This is a genomic window from Tateyamaria omphalii (assembly GCF_014651375.1).
GTDB classification, from domain to species: domain Bacteria; phylum Pseudomonadota; class Alphaproteobacteria; order Rhodobacterales; family Rhodobacteraceae; genus Tateyamaria; species Tateyamaria omphalii.
Genome location: NZ_BMWT01000009.1, coordinates 89,946 through 116,703, shown reverse-complemented (window position 1 = coordinate 116,703; position 26,758 = coordinate 89,946). Strand labels below are relative to the sequence as shown.

Genomic DNA, 26,758 nt, shown 5'->3' with positions numbered 1-26,758 from the left:
GTGGCGTATTCGAGGTAGCCATAAAGGCCCGCGGGGGCCCCGCTGGCGTCGGTGTGTTCGTAGATGTCAAACGACAGATCGAATTTGGATGTCCCGGTATGTGATCCGCGGACGCGCACGTCTGCCCCCGGAAACTTGAACGAAGCCTCGGCATTGTTCTGCAACACCAACAGAACCTGGAAAAGGGGATGCCGTGATCCGGAGCGGGCCGGATTGACGGCTTCAACCACGCGATCAAATGGCAGTTCAGCGTTTTCAAACCCATTCAGACATTGGTCGGCAACACGGGACAAAAGTTGGCCAAAAGTCGGGTTGCCCGATGTATCCACTCGCAGCACCAATGCATTCAGAAACAACCCCACGAGGTCATAGAGGCGCTCATCCGATCGGCCTGCGATGGGGGCGCCAAGCGGAATGTCCTCGCCCGCCCCAAGGCGCGTCAGCAACGCGGCAAGCGCTGCCTGCAACACCATGAACAGGCTGCCGTTCCCGGCCCGTGCAATCCCGATCAGCGCCTTGTGCCGTGTTGCATCCAGCGCGATCCGGGCTATCCCGCCCCGGTGGCTCGCCACCGCCGGCCGCCGCCGGTCCGTCGGCAAATCCAACTGCTCGGGAATGCCCTGCAGCGCGTCCTTCCAATAGGCCAACTGCTGGCCCGCCAGGCTGTCTGCATCCCGCTCGTCGCCCAGGACCTGCTTTTGCCACACCGCGTAATCGGCATATTGGACCGGCAGCGGTGCCCAGGTCGGCTGCTGGCCAAGCCGACGCGCGGCATAGGCCTGCTTGAGGTCACGCGCCAGCGGCTCGAACGACCAGCCGTCCCCCGCAATGTGGTGCATCACCAGCATGAACACATGCTGCTCCGGCGCCACCTCCAGCAGCAGCGCCCGAATGGGAAACTCCGTCTCCAGGTCAAAGCAATGCCGCGCCGCCCCGGCGATCTCGGCCTCCAGCGCGTCGGCCGAAACACACCGGCGCTCAAACACCGCCCGCCCGCAGGCCGCATCATGCACCACCTGCACAACCTCATCCCCCGCGTCCGACAACGTCGTCCGCAACACCTCGTGACGGCCAAGCACATCCAGAAACGCAGACGACAAAGCTGAAGCATCCAAACCGCCCCGAAGCTCAAGCACCAAAGGCATGTTGTACAACGCCGTCGGTCCCTCAGCCCTAAACAAAAACCAAAGCTGGCGTTGCGCATGTGACGTAGTCGCTGTTTTGGTTCGAAAGTGATCAGCAGCGGCTGCTTCCATCACTGCACGCACTCTTTCTCCAGTCTTTCGAGAAGCGAACCGATCTCCTCCTTCAGCTGGCTGGAGGAGACGCGCATGTAGTCCAGCTCATCATAATAAATCCCCGGAACGATGGCATCGAACTCATGTTCCGTGAGCTTTCTCAGGCTTGCAGCCGCATCAAGCGGAGACCCGTTCGCAACATCAACGTCCCAACACCCGTCCTTCATAAAAAGCGTGTCGCCGGTAAACGCGTACTTCGTTTCTCCGTCATCCCATATGAAGCATGAACTTCCCGGGCAGTGCCCAGGTGTGGGGATGGCAAAAAAATCCGAAGTGATCTGGGTGTCTTCGCTGAACGTCACATCTATGCCGAACGTTTCGGGCACCGCCGGAAGCTCATCCTTGTGACAGTAACGAGTTGCTCCAAACTCGTTCCGCACCCAATCGGGATGACGCGTTGTTTCGTGGCGATGGCTGATGGCCTGAATGCTAATGCCACCCTCGTCCTTGATTTGCTCTTTGGTTTTGCGAAAGTTCCCGCCCCCATAGACCAAAATATTTCCGTTCGGACGACACAGGAAAAAGCTGCATATCTTGCCACCACCTTCGAAAAGTTGGAATGGCTCGGATCTGAAAATATTCGGCTCAATTTTTTCCATTACACGCCCTTTCGTATTGCCACTCACCAACTTCTGCAGTCGCCAAACTCCCGCCAGCACTCGGTTCACCGGCGGTCATACTACTCATGGTTAGGTTGCGTTCATTTCCGAAAAAATCAACAGCGAGTGAATAAGTTGGCGAAGAATGGCTTATTCACCTTATTTCACACTCATAGGGAAACGGACTCGCAAAAATAGCCAATAAACCTGAATTGCCCTTCGAGTCTTACACCTAATAACTCGACAGCATGTCTTGTAAACGTTGACAACAATTAAGAAGCGCTTTCTCACAATGGCCTTACGCCCATTGATTCACCGCTTCAGGTCGCCCTACGCTGCGCTAGTGGAAAACACCAAAGCTCAGGCCATAAATAGGAAGATACAGCGTAATTATTTTTTGTCCAGCAGCGCAATACCACCACAGAGCGAATTCCCGCCGATCACGAAATCTGTTTAACAATACCAAACGTATCAATTATTTCAAAAAGCATTGCTGACAGAATTCTCGTTCCGTCCATCATACTTTCGGGAACGGTCAACCGCCCGCTTGGGCGCCAAAGCCCACTCGTCATCAGTTCCATTATCGGCCTGTACGCCGATAGATGAAGCATTTAAATCAGAGCGTTCAGCAGTCCGAACACAGTTAATGAGTAGTCAGATGAGCACTCGTCGTTACGATTGATCGCTCGAACGTCGAAGGACCAAACGCTGACGGCGCAACGGATTGCTACGCACACATGGAACACCTTCCCAGATATAGGAAATTGGCCGCGCGGGGCACTTTTCCAGAAGCACATTCAGGAGTTGAACAAGTGAACCCGAAACCAAACTCCCTCCCGGGCAAATATGCCGACCGAACCCAAACGTCATCCCAGTGTGTCCTGAGCTCTCCGCGTTACACCGACGAATATCCACGCGCAACGTCTTTTCAATTGCTCCTTCTGAATCTTGGATGATCCTATGAATAGACCCAAATGGAGGATAATCTCGCAACAAGACCTCAACTGTCTCTCTAGCGCTAATGTTCTGGTGCATGTCGCACAACCCAACACCCAAGTGATGAACAAGAAGACGAATGCAATGCAGCATGGACGGCCTTGGGTCAGCAAGCAAGTTGATGAGAACATCCTCGTGCAGACCTCTTGAGCGTCCTTCGGCAATAAGGCTGCCGTCTGCAAACGAATAGTCACCAACAAACTGGCGCAACTCCCCAATTGCTGCATTTGGGATCGAAAAATCAAAATCGGCCGAGTAAGTGGAAAAAAAACTCGTCACCTTATCAAGACTGGGAGCGACAGCCTCGTAAACCTCGGGTTCAATGCCCATTACTGTGCATTGCCATATGTTGTTCATAGCAACCAAGTCACTATCATCAATGACTTGCAGCGGATCCAGATAGTCACGAAACAATGCACCCAAACACGGCGTTCCCTCATGTGGCTTTGCCATACACGCCATGATCGCGCGCTTGGTATCTTTGTGCGTTTGCCCCTCGGAATACATCGGCCAACGCCTCAGAAAGGCACCAAATTGGGCCACCTCCGTCGGATCGCCGGTATACTTACGCAAGCTGTAATGGAGTTGATCTGCGGATACGTCACGTCGCTGCAAATACTTCACCGCAGCAGCCACGGACGTTACCTCTTCGCGCTCCAAAGGTTTGCTCGTACTGGAACAACTTCCCATGATCAGAATGCAATTTCTTCCGGAAAGTGTTTGTCGATTAGGTCCTTGTAATTCTCCAGGCGCTTTGATGGCAGCTTGAAGATCGACTTCGTTCCGAGATCATATTTGCGAAAGATCCCGAGGTATTCATCATAGTATCGCTTATCCCGCTCGTCCATCAACTCACGGCTCATGTCAAAACGCAAACTATGGTAGCGCAATAGCCAAGCGACGTGATCAGGCACGTGGTCCTTCATCTTTTCGTATGCGAATTCATCGTGGTTCCAAGTGAAGATGGCATTGTCCAGACCACACCCCGGTTCGTTTTCACCGATCGGTTCGTTCGGCCCGTTGACATATTCCGGCTTCTCCCCGACCAGTTCCGTTATCTTGCCCAGGTCATGTATCAGGGCGGCAATGATCAGATCTTCATCTGTAATCCCATCATCTTCCATTCCGTTTGCAACCTGCAAAGTATGGACCAGCTGATCCACGCAATAGAGCTCCGTGTCGGTTGGGTCGATGCATTCAGCCAGCATACGGAGCGCGTCGTAAACCTTCATCTTGCCAAAGACTGGGACCTTGTATTTCTCTCGCAAAGCCAGCGCCAGCTCCGGCTCCTGCCGGAAATGACCTTTGTGCAACTCCTTGGCGCGGCGCTCATATTCATCGCGCCACATCTGTTGTTCTTCCTGAGTTGGGTACTCACCAGGCTCCTTGCGAAACAAAGGATCAGAAGACCCGAAAGTGTTTTCGGTGAGCGAATTCAGCTGTTGCGTTCGTTGGTCAGTACGCAAATTCATAAGCCTTTACCTTCTCCAGTTCGTGGTTATCGATGAGTCGTCGAGTATCCCTAATCCAGTCATCCATCTGATGATTCACCAGCACTTCAAAATCATCTTGGACTTCGTCATAAAATGATTGCGCCTGCTTCATTATTCTAAAGCACTTGTCGTGAATCCCCTTGCGGGCGTTCAAATCCGTCAGGACAAAGTGCGCATTAAGGCACTCAACCGGATACTCTTCGGACAGTGAGTTGCACGCATCTCGTAGCAGAGGCACGGCTTTCTCGAAGTCGCCCCCTTGAAAGTAAGCGTACCCAAGAAACCACTGGTATCGCCAATTAAGAGGGTCTTGCTGCAAGTACCGCTCAAGCCTCTCAGATCGGCAATCGCGCGACGCCTTTGACCTATCAAGGGAGTGTTGGATCACTACGTTAGGCAGGTGGCCTGTTTTGACCAGCAAGCGGCGCGCCGACCGTTGGGTGTTGCAGTGCACCATACCTTCAAACGCTATCCCCGAGTCCTTTCGGAATGCTACCAACTTGTAATCATCAAAAATGGTTCCGTTTCTTCGATTGCGCCAAGTAAGGAAATGCGCAGCACATTCGCTACTGGCAATTTCCTTCTTGAGCTTCACGATGTCGGTGCGGCTCATTGTTTCATCAGCGTCAAGGATCAGCACCCAATCCGACGTCGCCTTTGAGATGGCAATGTTTCTTGCTTCAGTGATTACGTAAGGGTCACTGCCATTTGGTGGCTTTTCGACGACAGTCGCGTTGAATTTTTCCTTAAGCGTGCTAACCGTTGCATCTGTTGACCCAGTGTCCACGGCGACAAATTCGTCAAAAAGGTCAATTACCCCAGGCATCCATGATTCGAGAAGAGCGCCTTCATTTTTGATCACCATACATAAACTTAGTTTCATGCTACTTCCTGATCCTACTTGGGGCAATTTCGATCAATGGTGTCTGTTCCGGATCCTCGGCAATTTCGTAACCGCGACTTGTATAAATAGATGCTACCATGGCGAGTGGTGTCAACTGTACTGATTTTCGGTAGGAGGATATTCGCCATACGCATACTAAATTACTGTACGGTAATAGAAATATTCCATACGGCAACGAATACGATAATGCAGTTGTAAGATTCTGGACGGCCAAATGCAGCATCTTCGATGGCGTGATCGAGATAGAGCATTCAGCCAAATAAAATTAGGGGATACTCTGTATTGAGCTCCCCAATAGATATTCGGAACGATTGCTTACTATATGTTCAAAGGTTTTCGATTCAGCAATGCGTATTCAGTGTCCAGGGTCTTCAGAATTCGAATATCGATGCGCTCTATGAATGAGTGTGCGGTTACGACATAGTCACACCACTCCTTGCATCCATCCAGAGCCTCCCTGCAGGTGTCGCGGTGGGCATAGCTATTGTAGGCCCACATATGCACAAAGGTCGCGGTCAGACCAATGTCCACAAAAAAGAATCCTATGGGCGCAGGCAGAAAACGAGTCTGTACCGGCAAGCCGACATCTCGATAGTTCTGCCAGAACGCAGCTTTGTTTCGCGGCAATATACTGTATTGCCGTTCCTCTACAATCATACGCGCATCCAGATTTTCGCCGATCAAAGCAAATCAGCGTGCACCATAGACAAATGAAATCCCGACAGTTGGCAGCAGGTCATGCCGATGTAAGGGCTGCCTCATATTCATCTCTAAGGCTCTTCGGGCGCATATCCACCCAGTTCTCTTCAATATACGCCAAGCAATCAGAACGCCCATCCGGTCCAAATACTTTGGACCAACCTCCTGGGATTTCACATTGCATGGGCCATAACGAATACTGTTCTTCCTGGTTGATCAAAACACAGAACTCGCCGGCGTCGTCGTCGAATGGATTGGCCATAAACGTCTCCGCTAGTATTCAAGTACCATGATGCTAAGCACCAATAACTGGCATTCAAGCAGTAATTTTCGAGAAGGCTGGTTTTTGCAAATGCGCTCACCCAATCGGCGAATACTCGCCAAAGTTGCGGCAGCAAACAGTTTCTGAAACGCTGGAATCGCGCACCGCGGAACAGTATAAACTGCGGAAATCATGTCCATATCCGGTTGGGTCGTCGGATTGAGATCGTGACTTGTATTGCACATTCAGAACAAGGCTTGCCGCCTTGATTGGACCAGGGCATTGATCTACTTTCACGGGTATTTTGTATGCCGTTTTGGCCATCTGCTGACCTTGAGAAGGGAACGAAGTTGCTTCAGGATTCCGACAGGATATTCACCAACATTTACGGAATGCATGATCGCTCGCTCAAGGGTGCCGAGCGTCGCGGCCATTGGGATGGCACCGACAAAATTCTCCAGAATGGTCGGGATTGGATTATTGACCAGATGAAGGCGTCCGGCTTGCGTGGCCGTGGCGGCGCCGGCTTTCCAACGGGGATCAAGTGGTCCTTTATGCCCAAAGAAAGCGACGGGCGTCCGGCATTCCTGGTCGTGAACGCGGACGAGTCTGAACCGGGTACGTGTAAAGACCGTGAAATCATGCGTCACGATCCCCACACGCTGATCGAAGGCTGCTTGATTGCATCTTTCGCAATCGGTGCGCACGCCTGTTACATCTATATCCGCGGCGAATACATCCGCGAGAGAGAGGCGCTTCAGAACGCTATTGATGAAGCCTATGAAGCTGGCAAGTTGGGGCCAAATGCCGCTGGAAGTGGCTGGGCCTTCGACCTCTACCTTCACCATGGTGCCGGCGCTTACATCTGCGGCGAAGAAACGGCATTGCTGGAAAGCCTCGAAGGTAGGAAAGGTATGCCCAGAATGCGCCCCCCCTTCCCTGCGGGCACGGGTCTTTATGGCTGTCCGACAACCGTAAACAATGTCGAGTCGATTGCCGTCGTTCCGACCATCTTGCGGCGCGGGCCTGAATGGTTCACCACCTTTGGGCGCCCGAACAATGCAGGGACGAAGATATTCGGAATATCCGGACACGTGAACAATCCATGTGTCGTCGAAGAGTCGATGTCGATTCCCTTTGAAGAGCTGATTGAAAAGCACTGTGGCGGTATCCGCGGGGGGTGGGACAATCTCTTGGCAGTGATCCCCGGCGGGTCGTCAACACCGTGTGTCCGAGGCGAATTCATGCGGGACGCGGTGATGGATTACGATTATCTCAAGACAGAACTCAAATCCGGCTTTGGCACGGCTGCTGTCATCGTGATGGACAAACAGACCGATATCGTGAAAGCAATTTGGCGGCTGTCCAAGTTCTACAAACACGAGAGCTGCGGACAATGCAGCCCATGCCGTGAAGGCACCGGATGGATGATGCGCGTAATGGAACGGCTGGTCACAGGACAGGCTGAGATCGAAGAGATCGACATGCTGCTCGATGTGACAAAGCAGGTCGAAGGCCACACGATTTGCGGCCTGGGCGATGCGGCAGCCTGGCCGATCCAGTCTCTAATCCGCAACTTCCGCGACGAAATCGAGGATCGCATCAAAGGGCGCAAGCGCTACGCGGTATCGTAGGACAAGCCCTTCCTCTTGAACTGAAGCCAGGCACACGACCCAATTGGTTCGGGCTTTGGGGTTGGAAAGCGTCGCCTTCAAGGTTTTGTTCACTACACAAACCGCCCCTATTGACGCTAGGGGCAAACCTTATGGAACTCGGATCGCACTGCGATCCAACCAGGGGGGCGCGTCTGAACTCAGTGCCCATCCGCATCCAGGTGCCGCTACACCTAGCGTGCAATGAAACCGTGCGTACGCGCCACCGAAGTCTCTGCAGCTCACGACACCGACTTCAAAGTTCGGATCAACAAGGTCCAACCACCTGGTCGCAAATGCACAGCGCCCCGACACAAGCGCGCCGTCTGGCCAGCGACCAACCCTTTGGCATCAAATGACAGGCATCGCGGATACCTACTTTTGGCGGGAACCACCTTTTCAGGTTCAAATTTGTCGCGCCGAATTCTGCGCGTGTGTGTTCTCAAGCATCCTTACCTACAGGCCATGCGTCGGACCGGGGATCAATGCATTCGTCGCGGTCAACCCGCCGTGGACCGGAAAGCCACAGTTTCAGGGGTTTCTGCACGTTCAAACGTGACCCACGGCCAGAATTTTGTTAGAGTAAACAAGTCGCCCGAAAGTTTGGGCGAGTCGCCCACCACGCCACAACACTGTCGCGTGACGGCGCTTTCACCCGCAATATAGTGTTCCAAGCGCCCCGCCTTACCGACCCCTTTTATGTCCAATAATGTTGTCTTGTCAGACATGGAACAGTGACTGTTCTGAAGCAAGCGCAGATCAGCAAAAAAGGCCGAGACGTGGGGCTCAAGGCCACGGCAATCTTCAGTCCAATCGCCCTTTTTGCGCAGCTCCAGACATGGAACAAGATTCCGGGCGTCGCCACAATTCCACAGCGCCTAGTCCGGGTCACGGGGACCGCACTGACCACTCATATCCGGTCAAGTCAGGGATCACGAGTCTGAGGCGTCGCAGCCTTGCAGATCGCCGTCATGACATCGATATACTCACGAAACGCTTTCGCTCCGCTGTCCGAGAGGCGATAGACCGTGTGCGGTCGCCCCTCAAGCACCATGCGGCTGTGCAAGTACCCGGCAGCGCCAAGCTTTTTCAGGTGCGCATCCAAGTTCCCATCCGTGATGGAAAGCGACACTTTCAACTGCGAAAAGCTCGGCTCGCCAACGTACAGAAGCAGGCACAGGCGTGTTCTGACAGGTTGATGAAAGATCGCATCGGGGGCGGCTGGAACAGACTGCATCAGAGTGTCCGGCGCGCGAATTGCGCGACGTCCTTGTTCCAGGTCCAAAGGGCATCGGACGATGTGATTTCAACGCCTCCTAGCCAGCCATCTCGCCTCACCAGGTCAAATGCATCTCGCTCTCCGCTCAACACCTGGCGCCCGACATCCGTGAGGCTTACGCGCTGCGCGTCAAATGCAGGTGGCACTTCCGATGTGAACGATGGAAAGCGAAACGGGGATGGTTCGCACATCGCAAGGCCCGCCGCGCACAAGGCATCTATGACCTGGTAAGTTGGCCAATCCCCGATAAAAAGCGCGGTCTCCATGTCCATGTTCTTTAAAAACAGATCCCTCGGGCTGCAAACACGCTCACCAATCAAACTCAACACTTGCATCTCCGTCCGGGTCAATCCGGTTGCAGCGTTCGGGAATTCCTCACAATGCCGCCGGAGTGCGTCCGCCAAGAAAGGCAATTCGCGCAGATCACTGTCCAGAAATGTCAGGAGGTCACGTGGATCGTTCGACCGAAATGCCGCCCAACCCACAGCTGCCAGTGCGAGCATTGTCTCGGTCACCGGTTGCTCCAAGGGGACCAGCGATGCCATCTGATCCGCATCCAGCTGCCCAATTCCCCTGAAGTCCGGCTTTTCCGCATACCGATCGATGCAGATCATGGCCAGCTGCGTGTCCTCCAAAGGCGCCCGCGAACACCAATCGAGGATTTGCAGAATCTGAAGTTGATCAAGCAGGTCATGTTCAAACCACAGCGTCACCTTGTCATAGTTTGCCACGGCTTCCAGATGTCGGTCCCGCAGTTGGAAATCGCGTTTCGCATCCGTTGCATCTGCATCTGGACCGGCAAGGTATTCTGCCCGAAGCGGTCCCAGCTCGCTCAGAGATAGGCCCTTCGGAAACGGTCCATGATGCATGGGATCTCGCCAAGGCAAAACGTCACCGGGCACGGTGCTTTGCTTTATAGTGTTCGCGGCCCCATCGCCATTCGTAATGTTCAAGACTTTCATTGTAACCTCTCACGCTCTACGACTCTGCCATACAGAGTTACTCTGCGATTCAGAGCGATCTGTCAAACAGTTTTGGATAGGTCAGTTCGACAACCACTTGCAGAACCGGCATGACCCAGTTTCTTCTGACCAGAAATACCACGGGGGAGGCGCACCGCGCCGGGGGCAGAGCCCCCCAAACCGTGAGGCGCATCCTGATGCGCCCCCTACCCCAACATCGGTAGATCCGTTGGCTCGGGCTGCGCGCCTGCCGCCGTCAGCATTGCGTGTATCTGTCCCCGGTGATGGGTCTGGTGATTGAACAGATGGGCAAAACACACCGCCGCCGGTTTCTCAACGCGCACGTCCCCTCCCCCGGGATACCACGCAATCACCCCTTCCAAATCGTATGATGCAAGACCGTCGGCCCACGCCGTCACCTCCGCATCCCGCTCGGTTCGCAACCCCTTGAACGCCGCCCAGTCCCTCGGCGCCTCCAAAGAGACGGGCACGCTCAATTCAGGCCGCGTCTCCCCAGCAAAGCGGGCCAGCCACAAGGCATCGTCCCACAGCAAATGATTGAAAGTCGCCGCAATAGAGCCGAAAAACGCGCCACGATCCTGCCACCGCGCCACATCACTCAACATGTCTGCAGCGGCCACAAGCGACCCGTTCTGCCACGCATTGTACCGCGCCATCAGTCGCAAATGCGCAAGAAACTCAGACAACGATCCGCACCTCGCTCACATCGCCATCCACCTCACGACACGCCGCCAGCACCCGTCGTTCCAGATGGGTCTGCACATAGGCCCCGTGAAAGCGCGACGGTGCTCGCAGGGTCAATCGCCCCCCTGCCCGCTCCACCCGCTCCAGCCCGGCGATCCACGACGCGTACACACCGGCATCCTCCGCATGCAACACCGCCTGGGCCAGCGACCACTCCGTCCCCTTCGACACATCCGGGGCCACCACGGCGCCCTTCACCGGCAAAGGCACCACCTTCGGCGCCTCCTCTTCCGAGGCACCCATGCGCAATTCGAAATCCGGCCCCACAGCAGCCCAATACACCTCCGTATCGATTAAGATGCGCTCAAGGTCCAACCCATGCTCAGACACACGGCCCCTTGCCCCCTGCCGCTTCACGACCAACCAGCCTCGCGCCCGCAACAACGCCATCTCGCGCTTCACCGTGCGTTCATCCACAGACCAAAGCCGCGCAATCTCGCGCTGCCCCACCGCCAGCTCATCCCGAGCCCAGTTGTAGCGCGCGGTGATCAGCGTCATCAGCCGCAGAATACGCCGCTGCTCATGCTTGCCCTGCGCCAACGCAAAGGCACCCAAGGCTGTCAGAATATCATATTTGCGCGCAGACGCGCCCCGGCCCACCGGCCTCAGCGTTTGCATCACTGCCCTCATTTTCTTTGAATGGTCCGGGCTGCCCCGAACAACACCTGCCGACGGTGGGTTTCCCCGCGGTTCTGGCCGCTTTTCCGTCTCTGCCTCTGATTTGCGTCCGAAGCCCCGATTCTGTCAAGGGCGGATGTGGATAAGTTGTCAGACCTAAACCTAAATCAAAAGAAAAACAGGTTGATACGGTATTGGGGGACATCCTGTCTGTCCCCTATTTTGAGCCTTCTGTCACCCAATAGGTGGTGGAGCGACAAAAACTGTCCCCCCAAATCTGCCCGGCAAACCGACCGCACGTGCCAGCAACAGAATCACAACGCTTCCCCCTGCCCACATGATCGACAGCGCAATCTGTCCCCGCGGGGACAACACTATTCCCCTTTTGCTTTTTCCGCAAAATCAGCGTAAATCTGGAAATGAGCAGAATTAGCGTCCCCATGGGGCCAAGAAACCACCTGTCCCCGCGGGGACAAACGTACAGGCAGCGCATGTTCACGCACACAGACCTCGCCCAACTTCAGGCGCAATCCCTCAAAATGCAGGGCTTCATTCGCCAGCAGACCTTCTCTCCCGAAAGCGAAAAGACGCTCCGCCGCTTCTCAAGCTGGGAGGTGGCGGAACTCATCTTCAAGGCCAATCAAAGCACCCTTCGTGGTCGCCTTGCTGCCGACCCGTCCCTGCCCCAGGGCATCGTCGAGGAAGACGGCCGCCAACGCTGGTACACGCTCGAAGAAATCAACGAACTCCGCCGCCGCATCAAGGTGAACCGCAAATCGCTGATGCCCTACCGCCCGGCGAACAAGCGCGCCATCCGCGCCGCCATCGCCAACTTCAAGGGCGGCGCGGGCAAGTCCACCACGGCGCTCCATTTCGCACACGCCGCCGCGCTCGACGGCTACCGCGTGCTCTGCGTCGACTTCGACCCGCAGGCCACGCTCAGCCACTCCATGGGCCTTTCGGATGTGGCTGAGGAATACACCGTCTGGGGCATCATGGCCCGCGACTTGGGCCACGAAACGGACCGCATGAACTCGGCGCTGCGCGGCGCGGAATCCGGCACCGCCCTGCCCCAGCGCAAGCTGCCATCCGCGATCACAGACATGGGGCTCGCAGATCTGCGCGCGTCCGACTTCATCAAACCAACGAACTGGCCGACAATCGATATCGTGCCAAGCTGCGCGAATGCGGCCTTTGTGGAATTTGCGTCAGCCCAATACAGGCACATCAACCCCGAATGGTCCTTCTTCTTGGCCGTTTCACGCTTTCTCGACCAGATCGCACCGGACACGTACGATCTCATCCTGTTCGACTGCCCACCGGCCATCGGCTACCAGTCGATGAACGCGGTTTTTGCCGCTGACGTGCTCTATATCCCCTCCGGACCGGGTTATTGGGAATACGATTCCACAACGTCTTTCATTGGTCAGCTCTCGGAAGCGCTCGAAGAATTGTCTGGTTTCAACGGGCTTGTCCCCGCGGGGACAGTGACTTTACCGAAATCCTTTCTGGACCTCCGCTTTCTCCTGACCCGCTACGAGCCGGGAAATGACCTGCACCGCGCTATGCAGGGCGCGTTCCAAAAGGTGTTCGGGGACCGCGTTTGTGAACACCCCATCGAAATGACCCGCGCCGTCGAACAATCCGGCCGGTTCCTTAGCAGTATCTACGAAATAGATTACCGAGAGATGACCCGCGAAACCTGGCGCCGCGCCCGCGCCTCGTTCGACCGGGCCTATGAGGAATTCAAAACGAACCTGGGAACAGCCTGGGACCAATTGGAGGATGAGGCATGAGCAAGCGCCGCGTATTCGACATTGATTTTGAACCCGAAACGGAACCGAAGGACACATCCGAGGCCCCTACCCCGGAAAGCAGGCGCGGCCCTATGGCGGCTGCCATCTCGGAAAACGCGACGGCGCTTAGTGAACGGCAAGCAGCCGAGGCTGAAATCCGGGCCGAGAATGACCGTCTCGCTCATGAATATGTGTCTCTAAAAAGGGATGGAGCCATTGTTGCGCGTGTTCCCCTTGGGGACGTGGCGATGAAGAAGCTGACCCGTGACCGCAGTACAAACCGCGATCCGGACCTTGAAGAGCTCAAGACATCCATCCGCGATCTGGGCCTGTCCAACCCGATCCAGGTTGAAGACACCGGCTCGGGTTACGAACTGATCCAGGGCTTTCGCCGCCTCAGCGCCTATAAATCGCTGTACGAGGAAACGGGCGACGACACATACGCGTCCATCCCCGCCGTCTTGGTGGCCAAGGGTGAAGCGCTCGAAAAACTCTACCGCCGCATGGTCGACGAAAACATGGTGCGGCGCGACATCTCCTTTGCCGAAATGGGTCAGCTTGCCTCCAGCTATGCCCGGCAAATGGACCTTGAATTGAACGATGCCATCGCGGTCCTCTTCGCATCTGCGGGGCGGCAAAAGCGTCACTACATAGGCAGTTTTAGTCTCTTGATGGACAAACTGGGACCCCGCCTGCAGTTCCCAGAGGCGATCCCCCGCGCCCTCGGTCTGAAGCTGATCAAGGCACTGGAAGAACAGCCACGTGCAGTTCAACAACTGAACGTCCTGCTTGAGCACCAAAAGCCCACGGATGCGGTTGCCGAGCTGGCCGTTCTGAACAAGGTTGTGGCCCCCAAGCCCGTCAGCGAACAAACGGCACCTTCGACCTCCTCTAAAACCACAATCAAGCTGAACCGCAAGGCGGGTGCGGTGAAGGTCATCGGGGCCAAGGGCAAGATCGAGTTGCAGATGAACCGCGACTTCGGATCGGTCGATCCGCGCAAGCTTGAAGCCGCAGTACGCGCCCTTCTTGATCAGCTTGATCTGTGATCTGTCCCCGCGGGGACAGGCCCACAAAAGGAACTGCTTTCCCAATGATGCGTACGCCCCGTTAACCCACTTGTCCCCGCGGGGACAGATCGGATCAGCCCAACTCTTTTTCGATGATGACGTTGATCAACCGGGCAAAACCTTCGGGATCTTCTTCGTGGGCCAGATGACCCAATTCGGCAAAGCGATGCAGGGTGGCATTGCGCATCCGCGATGTCACCTTCTTGGACACCTCGGGTGGCACGGTTGCGTCCTTGTCTCCAACGATGAAATGCATAGTGGAAGGGTGGTCTGGCAACCTGGCCAGAAGTGGGTCCAACACCCATTGCGCCATCATCAACAGCGTTCCATCCACGTGGTTCCGGTCGGCAACCAATCGACGATAAAGCTCTAGCCCGTCTGCGTCCAACTGCGACCCCGTTGAACCGATAAGCGCCTTGATCCGGTCCGGTCGATTAGACGCGCCTGAAAACAAGGACGCTGTGAAAGGTACGGCTGCCAGCACCTTTGCCATCATCGGAAAGACAAGCCCCGCAAGCCCGTTGAACTGTGCCAATGCGGCGTTGATCCCGATGACCAAGGGCGCTTGTCCCCGCGGGGACAGATTGCTTTCGGCGAGCCTCAAAGCAACGGCTGCGCCCGCGGAATGGCCAATGATGACATCTGGGATCCAGCCTTCCTGATCGCACAGTTTCGCGATGTCTTCAGCCATCTGGTCAAGACCACTGCGATGCCGTGCACCAAGTTGCGTGAAGCCCTGTCCCGGCAGGTCCAAGGCAGCAATGTGATGGCTCTGTGCGAGTATGGGTATGAGGTCGGCATAGGAGTGGGTCGATCCCCCTGCACCGTGCAGCATCAGCAGTGTTTTGCCCGCACCTGTTTCCTGGATATGCCATCGATGAACCGGACCTTGTCCCCGCCGGGACAGATCAGAATTGGGCCATGTGTGAATTTGTGCCCAGTCCATGTTCTAGCTGTCCAAAGCCGCGTGCACCGCACCGCTCAGCCGCTGCGCGTCAGCGCGTGGGAGGGCAACGTAAGGAGCGTCCAAAGTGCGGCTCAGCTCCTGCAGAGCGGGTTGAGGGCGGTTGGACATGTCGATCACCAGCGCAGCCGTTCCCGAGCTGCGCAAGGCCGTTGCCATCGAGGTCACGTCCTGTGCGGCCTGCGACCGGTTTGCTTGGCCGTCGAGCGCGATGTTTGCCCGCCCATCGGTGATCAGAATGACGGTCGGTGTCAGCCCTTTGGCGCCGCTTTGCTGCGCAAGCAGGAGGGCGTGTTGCAGGCCGGAGGCAAGGGGCGTGCCGCCTCCGCCCGGCAGGGCGGAGAGCTGCCGTTTGGTCTGAACCAGGGAACGGGTTGGAGGCAGGAGAGTTTCGGCCTCGGTGCCCCTGAATGAAATGAGAGCGACATGGTCTCGGCTGGCGTAGGCATCCGCGAGCAGGAGTTCGATGGCGCCCTTGGCCTCGCCCAGTCTGGACACGGCGGCCGAACCGGAGGCGTCGACGGTGAAGATCAGGAGGCGGTCGGATTGTTCGGCGTAGCGCTTGAGACGGATATCGGAGGGTCGGATGAGCAGGCCTGTGCGGTTGGGCTGCTCTTGGCGGCGCAAGGGTTGCCATGGGGCAGCTGCGCGCAGTGTGGCGATCAGGTCGATGCGCGAGGTGCCGTCGAGCCGTCCGGGGCGCGAGGGCAGGGGGCGGCCGCGGCGGTTGCTGGTGCGCTTTTGACCTGCCCCCGCACCGCCGGATTTTCGGGTTGTCCCCGCGGGGACAAGTCCGCTCAACAGGTCAGGGGGGAGCAGGGATTTGACGGCTTCGACCAGCATATCGGTGTTCGGGATTGCATCGTTTTCCTGATTGTCCTCGCGGGGACAATCTTCGTTTGACGGTGGGGGAGGGGGGCTTGCCTGGTCCTCCACGTCCTCTGGAGTCACGGTTGCGCGGTGCGGGTAGACAAGGGTTGTGGCAACCTCGAGGTCATTGTCTATGAGGTGCTGTCGGCCCATGAGGTGCGCATGGGCGCGGGCGGTGCGCAGAGCGAGGGTAGGGGCCCTGAGGGAAGCGATGCCGAAGCGGGTGGCGAGCAGGGTGAGTTGCAGGATTGCGTCTGCTGTTTTTACGGCTGTCCCCGCGGGGACAGATTGGGTTGTCCCCGCGGGGACAGTTGGTTTTCGGCCCTGGGGTAACAGGTAGAAGGCGCAACGATCCGCGAGCGGGTCTGGGGCGCGTTCGTCGGGTTCGATCCCTTCGTCAAGGAGCAAAAACCCCTGTGTTAGAGACTGATCTGCCAGTTGGGAAAGTTTGGCGGCGAGGGCAGGGGGGCAGCGTTCTGCCATTGGGATCTGAGCGACACAACCTTCGCTGAAAAATGATTTATTTTCAATAACTTGCGAAGATGAAAGTGTCGCGCTCAGGTCGATGCCGCCAAAGAGCTGTTCGTCTGAGATGGAGACGGGCAGTTTGCGGATGGGCAGGGTCGGGATGAAGCCTGCCAGAAGTGCATCGCGGTCGGGGCAGGCGCGCATACGGATGACGGCGCCGCCAAGGCCTGCGGGGTCGAGCGCCAGGAGGCGCAGGGCGAGGGCTGCGTTATGCCAGCTTTCGGCTGTCATTGCGTGCTGACTTGGGCGGACGACACGTCCGCCTTACTGAGGCGGCACGATGCACTTGAGCGGTGCGCGCTGTGGGGTGTGTAAGCTGGCGGGGTGAACCCCGCCTTACATGGATAGGTGGCGGGACAGTGTCGTACGGCGGAGGTGTCCTCCGCCCTGCTCGTCATGTCAGCACGGCGTCGACCGTGCGGTTGACGCGCGTTGTGCTGCCTGCCTCGTCCAGCGGGTCGCGGCGCAGGCGGTGAGACAGGGCAATGGGCGCGATGCGTTTTAGGTGATCGCGGGTGAGCACCTTTTTCTTGTCGAAGGCCGCGAGGGCGCGGGCGGCGCGAAGCAGGGTGAGTTCGCCGCGTAACCCGTCGGAGCCGAGCGCGATGCAGAGTTCTGCGCAGTCGTGCAGGATGTCGTCGGGTGTTTCGATCTGCGGCAAGAGCTTGCGCGCGGCGAGGATCTTGCGGCGAATCTTGGCGTCTTCCTTGGTGTAAAGCGCCATGAAGGCGTCGAAGTCTGACTCAAAGGCGTCGCGGCGTTTGATGACTTCGATCCGTTGGGCGACGTCGTTTGGGCTGCGTACTTCGACAGACAGACCGAACCGGTCGAGCAGTTGGGGGCGCAATTCGCCTTCCTCGGGGTTCCCGGAGCCCACAAGCACAAAGCGGGCAGGGTGGCGGATGGAAAGCCCCTCGCGTTCGACCACGTTTTCGCCGGATTGGGCGACGTCGAGCAGGAGGTCAACGATGTGGTCTTCGAGCAGGTTGACCTCGTCAATGTAGAGGTAGCCTCGGTTCGCGCGCGCCAGCAGGCCGGGTTCAAAGGCCTTTTCGCCCCGTGTGAGGGCGCGTTCGATGTCCAAAGCACCGACCACGCGGTCCTCGGTGGCGCCGAGGGGCAGATCGATGACGGGGGTCGGGACCTTGCGGGTCTTTTTCGTCTCTACATTGCCCCAATCGGGGCAGTCTGCGTAGTTTTCGGCGTTGATCGGGCAACCTTGTACGGCCGTGATCGGGGGCAGGAGGGCGGCGAGCGCACGCACAGCGGTGGATTTGCCTGTGCCCCGGTCGCCAAACACCAGAACGCCGCCGATGCCGGGGTCGATCGCTGTCAGGATCATGGCCCGTTTCATATCGTCCTGACCAACAATGGCGGAGAAGGGGAAGGGCGTTTTCGTCATTGCAGCTGCAGTCCTTCCAGCGGGCTGGTGCCGCCCCATGTGCCGCTGTCACCGAGGATGGCGAAGCGGGCATAAAGCTCTTCCCGGAACCATGCGCCGTCGCGGACGGCTTTGATGGCTTGGGCATGGGGGCCATTGGTGCGGGCGAATTGTGCCATTTCATGCTGGCCCGGCCAGATGGAGAAGGTGACCTGGTGCAGCATGGGAACCTCGCCGATCCCGATCTTGAAGACGACGTTTGGATCACTGCCGATCATGGCCGAGATGTCGGGGACGCGGCCCCAGAATTTCGTCAGGATACGGGGTTTGATCGTGGCGCGGGTGAGGGCTGCGAGAGGCCCTGATTTCGGCTCTGACACAGAGGAAAACGGTGTTTTTCCGCTCCAGGCGCCTCGGGCGGAGGTGGGGGCGAGGAAGACGGTCCAATGTTCGGAGGCGCGGGCGCGGTAGCGTTTGAAGATCTTTGTATTTTCCAGTCGCCATCGGGCTGTCGTTTCGTCAGGCCATGTGCACAGGATGGCGTAGACAGCTGTGTTTGGCACCGGTGTGAACCCTTCGCCCGTGCCGGAGCCGCAGAGTTTCCAGAAGCCCAGGTCCGGCACGCGCGCCATGGCCATCCGTGCGCCGCCCATCATAGTCAGCGCCCATGCCCGGTCGCGCCACCGTGGGAAACGGAAGAAGGATATGGAGGTCGTTTGGTTCATCATGTCGCACTGGCAGCGTGCCCTTTGGCACAGGATTCAGCCTATCGGTGGAAAAGAAATTGTCAACTAAACTAGACACTCGTATTGTTTTGGAGAGATGACACGCCTTGATCCCATCGAATCAAAGACCCGAGCGGGCAACCGCGCCATTGTCATTGGTGCCGGTTTGGGGGGGCTTGCTGCCGCTATGCGTCTTGGCGCCAAGGGGTACACCGTCACCGTCATAGACAAGTTGGATGTGCCGGGTGGCCGTGGATCGGCCATTTGGCAGGACGGGCATCGGTTTGATCTGGGGCCGACCATTGTGACCGTGCCGCAGCTTTATCGCGAGCTGTGGGCCGCCTGTGGTCGGCGGTTCGAGGATGATGTGGATCTGCGGTCGCTTGATCCGTTCTATGAAATCCGGTGGCCGGATGGGACCAAGTTTGTGGCCCAGCACGACACCAATGCCATGCGCGAAGAGGTGGCCAAGATCGAGCCGCGCGATGTGGCGGGTTTTGATGCGTTCCTGCGCGACAGTGCCAAGCGGTACTGGTTTGGCTTCGAGGATCTGGGCCGTCGGTCCATGCACCAGCTGTGGGAGTTGGTGAAGGTGCTGCCCACGTTTGGGATGCTGAGGGCTGATCGGTCGGTCTATGCCCATGCGGCGCGCCGGTTCCGCAATGACAAGCTGCGCATGGCGTTTTCGTTCCACCCGCTCTTTATCGGCGGTGACCCGACCCATGTGACCAGCATGTATATCCTGGTGAGCTACCTCGAGAAGGAATTTGGCGTGCATTATGCCATGGGTGGCTTGGCCGGGATGGCCCGGAAGATGGCCGATGTGGTCGAGGATCAGGGCGGTACGCTGCTGATGGACACGCAGGTCGATGAGATTGTCGTCGATGAGGGCCGTGTGCGTGGCGTACGGTTGGAGTCGGGGCTGGAGCTGGGCGCTGATGTGGTCGTGTCCAATGCCGATGCTGGCCACACCTATGATCGGTTGATGCGGGCTGTGCCGAAGAAGCGGTGGACGCCCGCCAAGTTGAAGCGCACGCGTTATTCGATGAGCCTGTTTGTCTGGTATTTCGGGACCAAGGGCACGCGGGGGCAGTGGGGTGATGTGGGGCATCACACCATCCTGAATGGGCCGCGCTACACCGGGTTGCTGAAGGACATCTTCATCAAGGGCAAGCTGGCGGATGACATGAGCCTTTATGTGCATCGTCCGTCCGTTACGGACCCCTCAGTTGCGCCGGAGGGGGATGATACGTTTTACGTTCTCAGCCCTGTGCCGCATCTGGGGCATGGCGGTGTGGACTGGGCGACGGAGGCGGAGGCGTACAAGGCCAAGGTATTGGCCGTGCTCGAAGATCAGCTTTTGCCTGGATTAGGGTCGAAAATCAGCACCGAGCAAGTGTTCACACCCGAGACCTTCCGGGATCGGTACTTGTCGCCGCATGGGGCGGGATTTTCGATTGAGCCGCGAATTCTGCAGTCGGCCTGGTTCCGGCCGCATAACGTGAGTGAAGAGGCTGAGGGGCTGTATCTGGTGGGGGCGGGGACCCATCCCGGCGCGGGCGTGCCGGGGGTGATTTCAACGGCGGAGGTTCTGGCGCAATTGGTGCCGGATGCAGTGACATGATTGATCCGCGTGATCTTGAGGCCTGCACGGAGGCGATCCGCCATGGGTCGCTGTCCTTTCATGCTGCATCCAAGCTGTTACCCAAGCGGGTGCGCGACCCGGCGCTGGCGCTCTATGCGTTTTGCCGCTTGGCCGATGACGAGGTGGACCTGAAAGCCGAGAAGGTGGAGGCCGTGCTGCGCCTGCGGGATCGGTTGGACCTGGTTTATGCAGGGACGCCGAAGGATGCCGCGCCGGATCGGGCCTTTGCTGCTGTTGTGGAACAGTTCGAGATGCCACGTGCTTTGCCGGATGCCCTGCTGGAAGGGCTTGCGTGGGATGCGGAGGCGCGGACCTATGCAACGCTGTCGGGGGTCAAGGATTACTCAGCTCGGGTGGCCTCTGCTGTTGGGGCGATGATGTGTGTTCTGATGGGCGTGCGCGACGGCGATGCGCTGGCGCGGGCCTGTGATCTGGGCGTCGCGATGCAGCTCACGAACATTGCCCGCGATGTGGGTGAGGATGCGTTGGAGCGCCGCCTGTACCTGCCGACGGAGTGGCTGGATGAGGCGGGTATGACGCCGGAAGGTTTCTTTGCGGACCCGCGCCCGACCAAGGCGGTGCGGGCCATGGTCAAGCGGCTCGTGATGGAAGCAAACAGGCTCTATTACCGCTCGGAAGCGGGAATTGCAGCGTTGCCGCGCGGGTGCCGTCCGGGGATTTACGCAGCGCGGTTCATCTATGCGGGCATCGGCGGGCGGTTGACGAGCATGGGGTATGACAGCATCTCGGCCCGGGCGCGGACATCGAAGGCGCAGAAGCTGGGGTGGCTGGCGCAATCGGTGGCGCTGAGCGGGACGAGCATGGTGATGCCGCAATCGGCTGTCCTTTATGCTAAGCCGCTGCCGGAGGTAGAGTTTCTTGTCGATGCCGCGGCCACCGGGGCACGACCCAGCCGCAGCGACAGCCTGTTCGAGGCGTTGGCAGCCCTTGAGGCGAAGCGGCAGGCGGATCGGGCAAGCTTGATTGGGACCCGCGCACGGGTTACGTGATCCCATGTTCTGGCTTTTGTTCTGCATCTTTTTCGCCGCCTGCCTTGGCGCGGGCGTGACCGGTGGGCTGTTCCCGCCGGGCCCATGGTACAGGTCGCTGTCGAAGCCAAGCTGGACCCCGCCCGACTGGGTGTTCCCCGTCACATGGATGGTGCTCTACGTCTGCATGGCAGTGGCTGGCGCGCGGGCGGCGATGGCCGAGGGCAACGGGGTTGCCATGGCGTTCTGGGCCATGCAGATCGCGTTCAACGGCCTGTGGACGCCGGTGTTCTTTGGCCTGCGCAATATCAAGCTGGGCATGGCGATCATTGGCGTTTTGTGGGTGACCGTGTTGAGTGCGATGCTGGCGCTGTGGCAGGTGGATACGCTGGCTGGAGTGCTGTTTGTGCCGTATCTGGTGTGGGTCACGATTGCCGCATCATTGAACTGGGGGGTGTGGCGCTTGAACCCGGAAGAGGCGGCGAAGGGGTCCGTTCAGGCGGGGTGAGGGTTTGTACACGGACAAATCGACCGCCTTTCAGTTTGCTGGGCAGACCGGAACAAGCCGAGGGCGCCGGTCCAACACAAGCCCGTCCCGGCGGGCTGGTGTTTTGGGTGCTGCCTTGAACAGAATTTCTGTGGAATGTGCTTGGCCAGCATAAAGCGCTGCCGAATCTTTGGTGCGACACCAACCCACGGGCTTATGCTGGACCGGCTTGAGGTCGGTTTAACGGGACGGAGCACCATTTCGCTGCAGCTGCGCCAAAGTCGGCTTCGGACGTTTTGACTGTGTCACAAACGGTCGTTTCGATCCAAATTGCGCTTTCAATCCCAAGGCGAGAAGGCCCCGTCTCTCCGGGCCAGCTCTTAACGGCAGGAGATCGAAATATCGTGAGCAAGAAACCTCATCACATTCCCGCTTAAGCTTTTCACTTTGATCCCGTTCGCGGTGACCTCCCATACATGATTGTCGCCAAACCAAAGGTCTTGACGGTTTATGAATGCGTACTCCGTATGACCGAAGTGCTCCTCCTCAGATTGCTCAGGTCCATGCTGCCCTGAGACAACTGAGTGATGCTGACAAACTACTCGATTTGGAAGCTTGGTGCCTTGTGCCGCGCCGTACCCAACGTGAAACTGCCTTGAAGGATCGATTGCGCCGCGCACCCACGTCTGCCAAGTCCGCGCGGGGGCGACGCCAGGTACGTCCGGCGGTACTCTAAAATAGACTTGATTGCTCCTAAGACCACCGCCAGAAGCGACTACACTCAGATCGCGATCGGGAATTCGGGCAATGGATACCACTTCCTCGTCCCCGCGTTTGATTTTGTCGGCAGCCGCACCAACGGTGCCCCCGTCAACAGTCCAGTTCAGCGGAATTTCGCCCACAGAAGACGACGGTGCGCGGTACCCCACAACAATACTAAGCGTCGAAGATGAGGACTGTAGGGGCGCAAGGTAGAGTCCGTTACTCCGAAGCCGGAGGCAGTCCAGAACCGCCGCCCAACTTCCTTCGGATACATAGTTCAGGCTAACCTGCAGTGAGCGATCGATGTTCAAGTCCCACTGGGTCAAGGCGTTCAAGGCGGCGCGCTTCTCCGAAAACTTTTCCCAGTTTCCCTCACCACCAACCATTATTCCCTGAATTGGGAACTGTGCCTTCGTCTTAATACCTTCATCATCTCGTTCGTACTGCTCCGACGAAATCGAATTGATGTATGACATTTGTGCGGACAAGGTGCTGTTAATTGACTTGCTATCATATCGAATAAATTCCTCGCAATTGCCAAGGGCGTGCGAAACGGAAGGGCTCACCATTGTCGCGAGTACGAGCAGAATTTTATACATATCAAAACTCCATTGCATGAAGGTATTCTTAGTTTATCAAGCAAGCGTCGCTTTATCCACTAAAGACAATCATGCTGACCGGCCATCCAGCCTATGCGTGTATCTGACCAAAGCAGCACGGCCACAACGGGTGGTATCGCCGAGGATAAAAACGTACATGTTTTGGCAAAGAATGTGGCTAGCCCGCTGTCAACAGGCAAGGTGACCCGGCGCTCGGTACAGGGACAGAAGGCGGCACTAGAGAGCCTTGAGCGGGTATCTTGGCGGCCAGAACTCTATGACCCACAGGCACGCCTACGTCGTTTGAAAGGGATACTTCGACACGTTCGCGGTACTGGCCCTCATGCTCTTGTGTCAGCGCTCCGCCAAAGGCGATCACTACTATCTTACCCTCATAATCTGCACCCAGCCGGGCATGCAGCTCATTCCCGATCAGTGTTCCTCGCTCCAACGTGAGGTCGCGGTTGATGCCAATGTTCACCTTCGATGTGTGTGATCGAATGATAATTTGCCGAGGTTGAATTTCGATTATGGCGCGAGCGATCTGATCTATTGGTAAGCAATCATGGTCGACCAGGGTAGCTACCCTCCCCTCAAAGTAGATTGGCTGAACGTTGTCATTGAATGCTGCAAGCTCTTCGCCGTTGTCGGTAAGGTTGAACCAAAATCCAGACAAGGTTTGATAGGCGCTTATACCCGCAAGGACAGCGACCATTGAGAAGATCACGATGGCGATTGGCCGGCTGTTCTGCCACCTTTGAACAAGGTGTTCATAGAACGTCTTTTCTTCGGGCATCTCGTCATGCTCCAAACCATTTTGCAGCATTATATCAGCGACCGTACCTCTTGGAAGGCAGTGACAAAAACTCCTTGCCACAACCTGCGCGTCAAAAACGGTCGTTTTCGTCACAGACGTCGCCGTCGCCGGAATCGTTGAGAAATCTTGCGCCACAAACCCTTGGCAAAACCGCCTTTTATTTTGTCACTTTTTTGGTCGCGCCGAGAAAAGCAGACATACATGGTTGGCGCAGCATCGGTCACTCTGGGCTCATTGCGGACTTTACTGCGGTTTATCGAAGCGCTTATGGCGTCGGTTTTGCGATCCATTGGCGTTCTGAGCCACAATTATCCTCTTCACTCTAGGGTGCGGCTTCTCGTGTCGCAGGCCGCATGTAAAGCCCGTCCAGCAGACCGTCTGATGCAGCACTCAGCCCATATTCAATCAAGCCGTTTTCAAACTGTACATCGAACACATCGAAACCTTGATCATCGACACGGCGGAATGTGACCTGTTCTACCGCGCCCAGCCGCTCCAACTCGTCGACAAGCAAAGAGCATTGGTCGCGTACTACCTGCGCCAGCGTTGGCGTCATGGCAGCATAATCGGGCGTTCCAGTCCGATGGTCGGCAATGATGTTATGCAGCTTATTTTGACTATCGGGCGCAGGAGTTGTGCGTGCGGCCCGCGCCTTGAGCGCAGCCTCTGCGTCGGCAAAGCCTGCTTCATCCGTACGCGAGGCTGGCAGCTCCAGCCCGTCTTGATGAATGGTCAGCCCTGCGATCACAGCGTCCTGGCCTCGGTCGAAGACAACCTGAGCGGCAACGGCTTTGAGGAAAAACTTGTCTGGGGCCTCGGCAAACATCTGAACCCGCATCTGGCCTGACATGCGCAGATAAATCTTGCCATCTGTCACTGTGATCTCTGCCACCGCCTCGTCCGCGAGCCTGTAATACCCGACATACTCGGTCAGTTGTTCGGGATCACTTTCAATCTCAACGCGTGGACGCATTTGTTCATAGCGTTTCCATGCGACGTCATTTGTCGGGGTGTCGGTCATCTGCATCTCCTTTGCCAGTGCCACAAGATCGGTGATGGTCAAAATTTCTCCGCGCGCAGTTTTTTCCCGCAACGCCATGACAAGACTGAGACTGCTATCAAGGCGTTTGCGATGATCGGTCAAGCGGGCTTGCTGCAATGCCAACATGCTGTCCGTGGCGCTTTCATGGCCCGACAACAACTCAGTGATCCGCGCAAGGTTGAAGCCCATCGCTTTGAACGTGAGGATTTCGTTCAGGCGACTGATTTCGCGCGCTCCGTAGAGCCGCCAGTTTTTGGCCGAGCGCTGCGGAGACAGCAGCCCATGATCCTCATAGACCCGCAGTGCCCGAACCGTGATCCCGATTTCACGGGCGCATTCGGCGGCGGTCATGAGCGGCGTCGTGTCGTTCATATCTGTTGCTCCGTTCTTCTTGAGTCGAAGCTCTAAGCTATGACGCAGGGTTCGGCTCAAGAGAAAAAATGACCGGTGAGTTCTAGTTTCACCCCAGTGAGTTTCGCCCTCTCCGGCATTCTCTCATCGGGCTCCGCTGGTCGCTTTGGGCTAAACTGGCCTTGGTCCAAAGACAATTGTTACGAACGAGGCCGCCGCACTCGCGACCGGCTTTTGCTCTTATCCCAGACAGAGTGAAACCCTTTGGTCACGGCAGGCAGCCACCCGGTGAATGTACGCTTCACGATACGCATCCATTTCAAAAAGGGAGAGCAACGTGCCTGGGTTTGGGTACGATCCAATTGCAACCAAGTCCCAGTCTTCTGTTGGACCGATGAAGGTGCATGCAAATGGAGCGACCATAAGAAATTTGCCGCCGGCCTGCTCGACGCTGGGTATGCTCACGGCGGCATACCGTTGGAATGCGTCCTGTCCTGAAATTCTATCTTCAACCATTGCCGTTCCTGAGGGGTAAGACGCGCTGTCACGCATCTTGAAGAAGTTCACGAGCGTGACGGGTTGATCCTTTGCGCATTGCGCCAACGCGTCCCAAGTGGCTTCGTCGGGCAACCCGTTGCTGCTCGTTCCCCAATTTGCCAGAATGCTCTCAATGCGGTTTTGAATGCTGCGTGCTGTATTCGTCATAGCCATACTTTCCATGTGTTGGGCCGCCGTGGGTGACGGTTGCGCCCTAGCTATCCGGAAAGTACATTTCTGCAAGTAGGCAACATTTTTTATTGTAGTACACTTTTCTGTACTATTGGAGCAGGAGAAACAGCTTGAGCGAAGATATCCAACCAATACCGTCCACCTCAGTGGGTCTGTGCCAGCTTCCTTGTCCGATGCCGGATATCGTGTCGCTGGTTGGTGGCAAATGGAAACTGATCATCCTGCAGATACTGGTGTTCGATGGGACCCAGAGGTTCGGTGCGTTGAAGCGGCGTTTGGACGGGGTGAGCCAGACTATGCTGACCAACCAGTTGAGGGCGCTTGAAAACGACCGGTTGATCACGCGGAAAGTCTATCCCGAGGTTCCGCCGCGTGTTGAATACAGCGCGACGCCTCTCGCAAAAGACATGGAGGATGTCTTCTATGCCATGCGCGATTGGTGGAAGAGGAACAATGACCCGGTCGAGTGACAGGGC

The 26,758-nt window shown here is 57.2% G+C and carries 26 protein-coding genes; 7 read left to right on the top strand and 19 right to left on the bottom strand.

The window, feature by feature from the left end; translation table 11 throughout:
• The 7 genes from IE087_RS21900 to IE087_RS21870 form a co-directional block, all read right to left on the bottom strand.
• The coding region (locus IE087_RS21900; protein ID WP_229801526.1) for a condensation domain-containing protein at positions 1–1,256 on the bottom strand (1,256 nt) is incomplete at its 3' end.
• Positions 1,256–1,897 (bottom strand): MBL fold metallo-hydrolase, encoded by a 642-nt coding sequence (locus IE087_RS21895; RefSeq protein ID WP_189371685.1) that lies wholly within the window; start codon positions 1,895–1,897, stop codon positions 1,256–1,258. The genes IE087_RS21895 and IE087_RS21900, both read right to left, overlap by 1 nt.
• A gap of 672 nt (positions 1,898–2,569) precedes the next feature.
• A complete protein-coding gene (locus IE087_RS21890) occupies positions 2,570–3,529 on the bottom strand; it encodes a hypothetical protein (protein WP_189371684.1) in 960 nt (319 codons plus the stop codon).
• Between the two features lie 56 nt (positions 3,530–3,585).
• A complete protein-coding gene (locus IE087_RS21885; RefSeq protein WP_189371682.1) occupies positions 3,586–4,365 on the bottom strand; it encodes an inositol oxygenase family protein in 780 nt (259 codons plus the stop codon).
• Positions 4,349–5,269: a glycosyltransferase gene (locus tag IE087_RS21880; protein ID WP_189371680.1), complete on the bottom strand. Its 921-nt coding sequence runs from the start codon at positions 5,267–5,269 to the stop codon at positions 4,349–4,351. The genes IE087_RS21885 and IE087_RS21880 overlap by 17 nt, the downstream gene beginning before the upstream one ends.
• A 339-nt stretch (positions 5,270–5,608) precedes the next feature.
• Positions 5,609–5,947 (bottom strand): NIPSNAP family protein, encoded by a 339-nt coding sequence (locus IE087_RS23835; protein WP_189371678.1) that lies wholly within the window; start codon positions 5,945–5,947, stop codon positions 5,609–5,611.
• 79 nt (positions 5,948–6,026) lie between these two features.
• Positions 6,027–6,251 (bottom strand): MbtH family protein, encoded by a 225-nt coding sequence (locus IE087_RS21870; protein WP_189371676.1) that lies wholly within the window; start codon positions 6,249–6,251, stop codon positions 6,027–6,029.
• A 350-nt stretch (positions 6,252–6,601) separates the two neighbouring features.
• On the opposite strand from IE087_RS21870, the gene nuoF reads away from it, so the two are divergent.
• Positions 6,602–7,885 carry an NADH-quinone oxidoreductase subunit NuoF gene (gene nuoF / locus IE087_RS21865; protein ID WP_189371702.1) on the top strand — a complete coding sequence of 428 codons (1,284 nt, stop codon included), beginning with the start codon at positions 6,602–6,604 and terminating at the stop codon, positions 7,883–7,885.
• Positions 7,886–8,828: 943 nt separating this feature from the next.
• On the opposite strand, the gene IE087_RS21855 is transcribed toward nuoF, so the two are convergent.
• From IE087_RS21855 to IE087_RS21840, 4 genes are all read right to left on the bottom strand, one after another.
• Positions 8,829–9,140, bottom strand: a complete 312-nt coding sequence (locus IE087_RS21855) for a transcriptional regulator (RefSeq protein ID WP_189371673.1) — start codon at positions 9,138–9,140, stop codon at positions 8,829–8,831.
• Positions 9,140–10,051, bottom strand: coding sequence for a hypothetical protein (locus IE087_RS21850; protein ID WP_229801525.1), 912 nt, complete (start codon positions 10,049–10,051; stop codon positions 9,140–9,142). Before IE087_RS21850 ends, IE087_RS21855 begins: the two co-directional genes overlap by 1 nt.
• 299 nt (positions 10,052–10,350) lie before the next feature.
• A complete protein-coding gene (locus IE087_RS21845) occupies positions 10,351–10,851 on the bottom strand; it encodes a DinB family protein (RefSeq protein ID WP_229801524.1) in 501 nt (166 codons plus the stop codon).
• Positions 10,844–11,527, bottom strand: coding sequence for a hypothetical protein (locus IE087_RS21840; protein WP_189371669.1), 684 nt, complete (start codon positions 11,525–11,527; stop codon positions 10,844–10,846). The genes IE087_RS21845 and IE087_RS21840 overlap by 8 nt, the downstream gene beginning before the upstream one ends.
• Before the next feature lie 491 nt (positions 11,528–12,018).
• Here IE087_RS21840 and IE087_RS21835 point away from each other — a divergent pair, with 491 nt between their 5' ends.
• Positions 12,019–13,323 (top strand): AAA family ATPase, encoded by a 1,305-nt coding sequence (locus IE087_RS21835; protein WP_189371667.1) that lies wholly within the window; start codon positions 12,019–12,021, stop codon positions 13,321–13,323.
• Positions 13,320–14,372 (top strand): ParB/RepB/Spo0J family partition protein, encoded by a 1,053-nt coding sequence (locus tag IE087_RS21830; RefSeq protein ID WP_189371665.1) that lies wholly within the window; start codon positions 13,320–13,322, stop codon positions 14,370–14,372. Before IE087_RS21835 ends, IE087_RS21830 begins: the two co-directional genes overlap by 4 nt.
• 94 nt (positions 14,373–14,466) lie before the next feature.
• On the opposite strand, the gene bchO is transcribed toward IE087_RS21830, so the two are convergent.
• The 4 genes from bchO to crtA form a co-directional block, all read right to left on the bottom strand.
• Positions 14,467–15,339 carry an alpha/beta fold hydrolase BchO gene (gene bchO / locus IE087_RS21825; RefSeq protein ID WP_189371663.1) on the bottom strand — a complete coding sequence of 291 codons (873 nt, stop codon included), beginning with the start codon at positions 15,337–15,339 and terminating at the stop codon, positions 14,467–14,469.
• 3 nt (positions 15,340–15,342) lie between these two features.
• A complete protein-coding gene (locus IE087_RS21820; RefSeq protein WP_189371661.1) occupies positions 15,343–16,986 on the bottom strand; it encodes a magnesium chelatase subunit D in 1,644 nt (547 codons plus the stop codon).
• A gap of 163 nt (positions 16,987–17,149) precedes the next feature.
• Positions 17,150–18,157 (bottom strand): magnesium chelatase ATPase subunit I, encoded by a 1,008-nt coding sequence (bchI, locus tag IE087_RS21815; RefSeq protein ID WP_189371659.1) that lies wholly within the window; start codon positions 18,155–18,157, stop codon positions 17,150–17,152.
• A complete protein-coding gene (gene crtA / locus IE087_RS21810) occupies positions 18,154–18,861 on the bottom strand; it encodes a spheroidene monooxygenase (protein ID WP_189371698.1) in 708 nt (235 codons plus the stop codon). The genes bchI and crtA overlap by 4 nt, the downstream gene beginning before the upstream one ends.
• A gap of 97 nt (positions 18,862–18,958) precedes the next feature.
• Between crtA and IE087_RS21805 the strand changes: the two genes are divergently transcribed.
• Genes IE087_RS21805 through tspO form a run of 3 tightly spaced genes read left to right on the top strand, consistent with a single transcriptional unit; the run spans position 18,959 to position 22,003 of the window.
• The gene (locus IE087_RS21805; RefSeq protein WP_189371657.1) at positions 18,959–20,485 is read left to right on the top strand and encodes a phytoene desaturase; all 1,527 of its coding nucleotides are present in this window, start codon (positions 18,959–18,961) and stop codon (positions 20,483–20,485) included.
• Complete coding sequence (crtB, locus tag IE087_RS21800) at positions 20,482–21,516, top strand: 15-cis-phytoene synthase (protein WP_189371655.1); 1,035 nt, start codon at positions 20,482–20,484, stop codon at positions 21,514–21,516. Before IE087_RS21805 ends, crtB begins: the two co-directional genes overlap by 4 nt.
• A gap of 4 nt (positions 21,517–21,520) precedes the next feature.
• Positions 21,521–22,003 carry a tryptophan-rich sensory protein TspO gene (gene tspO / locus IE087_RS21795; RefSeq protein WP_189371653.1) on the top strand — a complete coding sequence of 161 codons (483 nt, stop codon included), beginning with the start codon at positions 21,521–21,523 and terminating at the stop codon, positions 22,001–22,003.
• Positions 22,004–22,362: 359 nt separating this feature from the next.
• On the opposite strand, the gene IE087_RS21790 is transcribed toward tspO, so the two are convergent.
• The 4 genes from IE087_RS21790 to IE087_RS21775 all read right to left on the bottom strand — a co-directional run bounded on the left by IE087_RS21790 (position 22,363) and on the right by IE087_RS21775 (position 26,273).
• A complete protein-coding gene (locus IE087_RS21790; RefSeq protein WP_189371650.1) occupies positions 22,363–23,343 on the bottom strand; it encodes a hypothetical protein in 981 nt (326 codons plus the stop codon).
• Between the two features lie 178 nt (positions 23,344–23,521).
• Positions 23,522–24,253: a hypothetical protein gene (locus tag IE087_RS21785; protein ID WP_229801523.1), complete on the bottom strand. Its 732-nt coding sequence runs from the start codon at positions 24,251–24,253 to the stop codon at positions 23,522–23,524.
• Positions 24,254–24,482: 229 nt separating this feature from the next.
• Positions 24,483–25,574 (bottom strand): MerR family transcriptional regulator, encoded by a 1,092-nt coding sequence (locus tag IE087_RS21780; protein WP_189371647.1) that lies wholly within the window; start codon positions 25,572–25,574, stop codon positions 24,483–24,485.
• 219 nt (positions 25,575–25,793) lie between these two features.
• Positions 25,794–26,273 (bottom strand): DUF1330 domain-containing protein, encoded by a 480-nt coding sequence (locus IE087_RS21775; protein WP_189371645.1) that lies wholly within the window; start codon positions 26,271–26,273, stop codon positions 25,794–25,796.
• Positions 26,274–26,392: 119 nt separating this feature from the next.
• Here IE087_RS21775 and IE087_RS21770 point away from each other — a divergent pair, with 119 nt between their 5' ends.
• Positions 26,393–26,752: a winged helix-turn-helix transcriptional regulator gene (locus IE087_RS21770; protein ID WP_229801522.1), complete on the top strand. Its 360-nt coding sequence runs from the start codon at positions 26,393–26,395 to the stop codon at positions 26,750–26,752.
• Positions 26,753–26,758 lie beyond the last annotated feature (6 nt).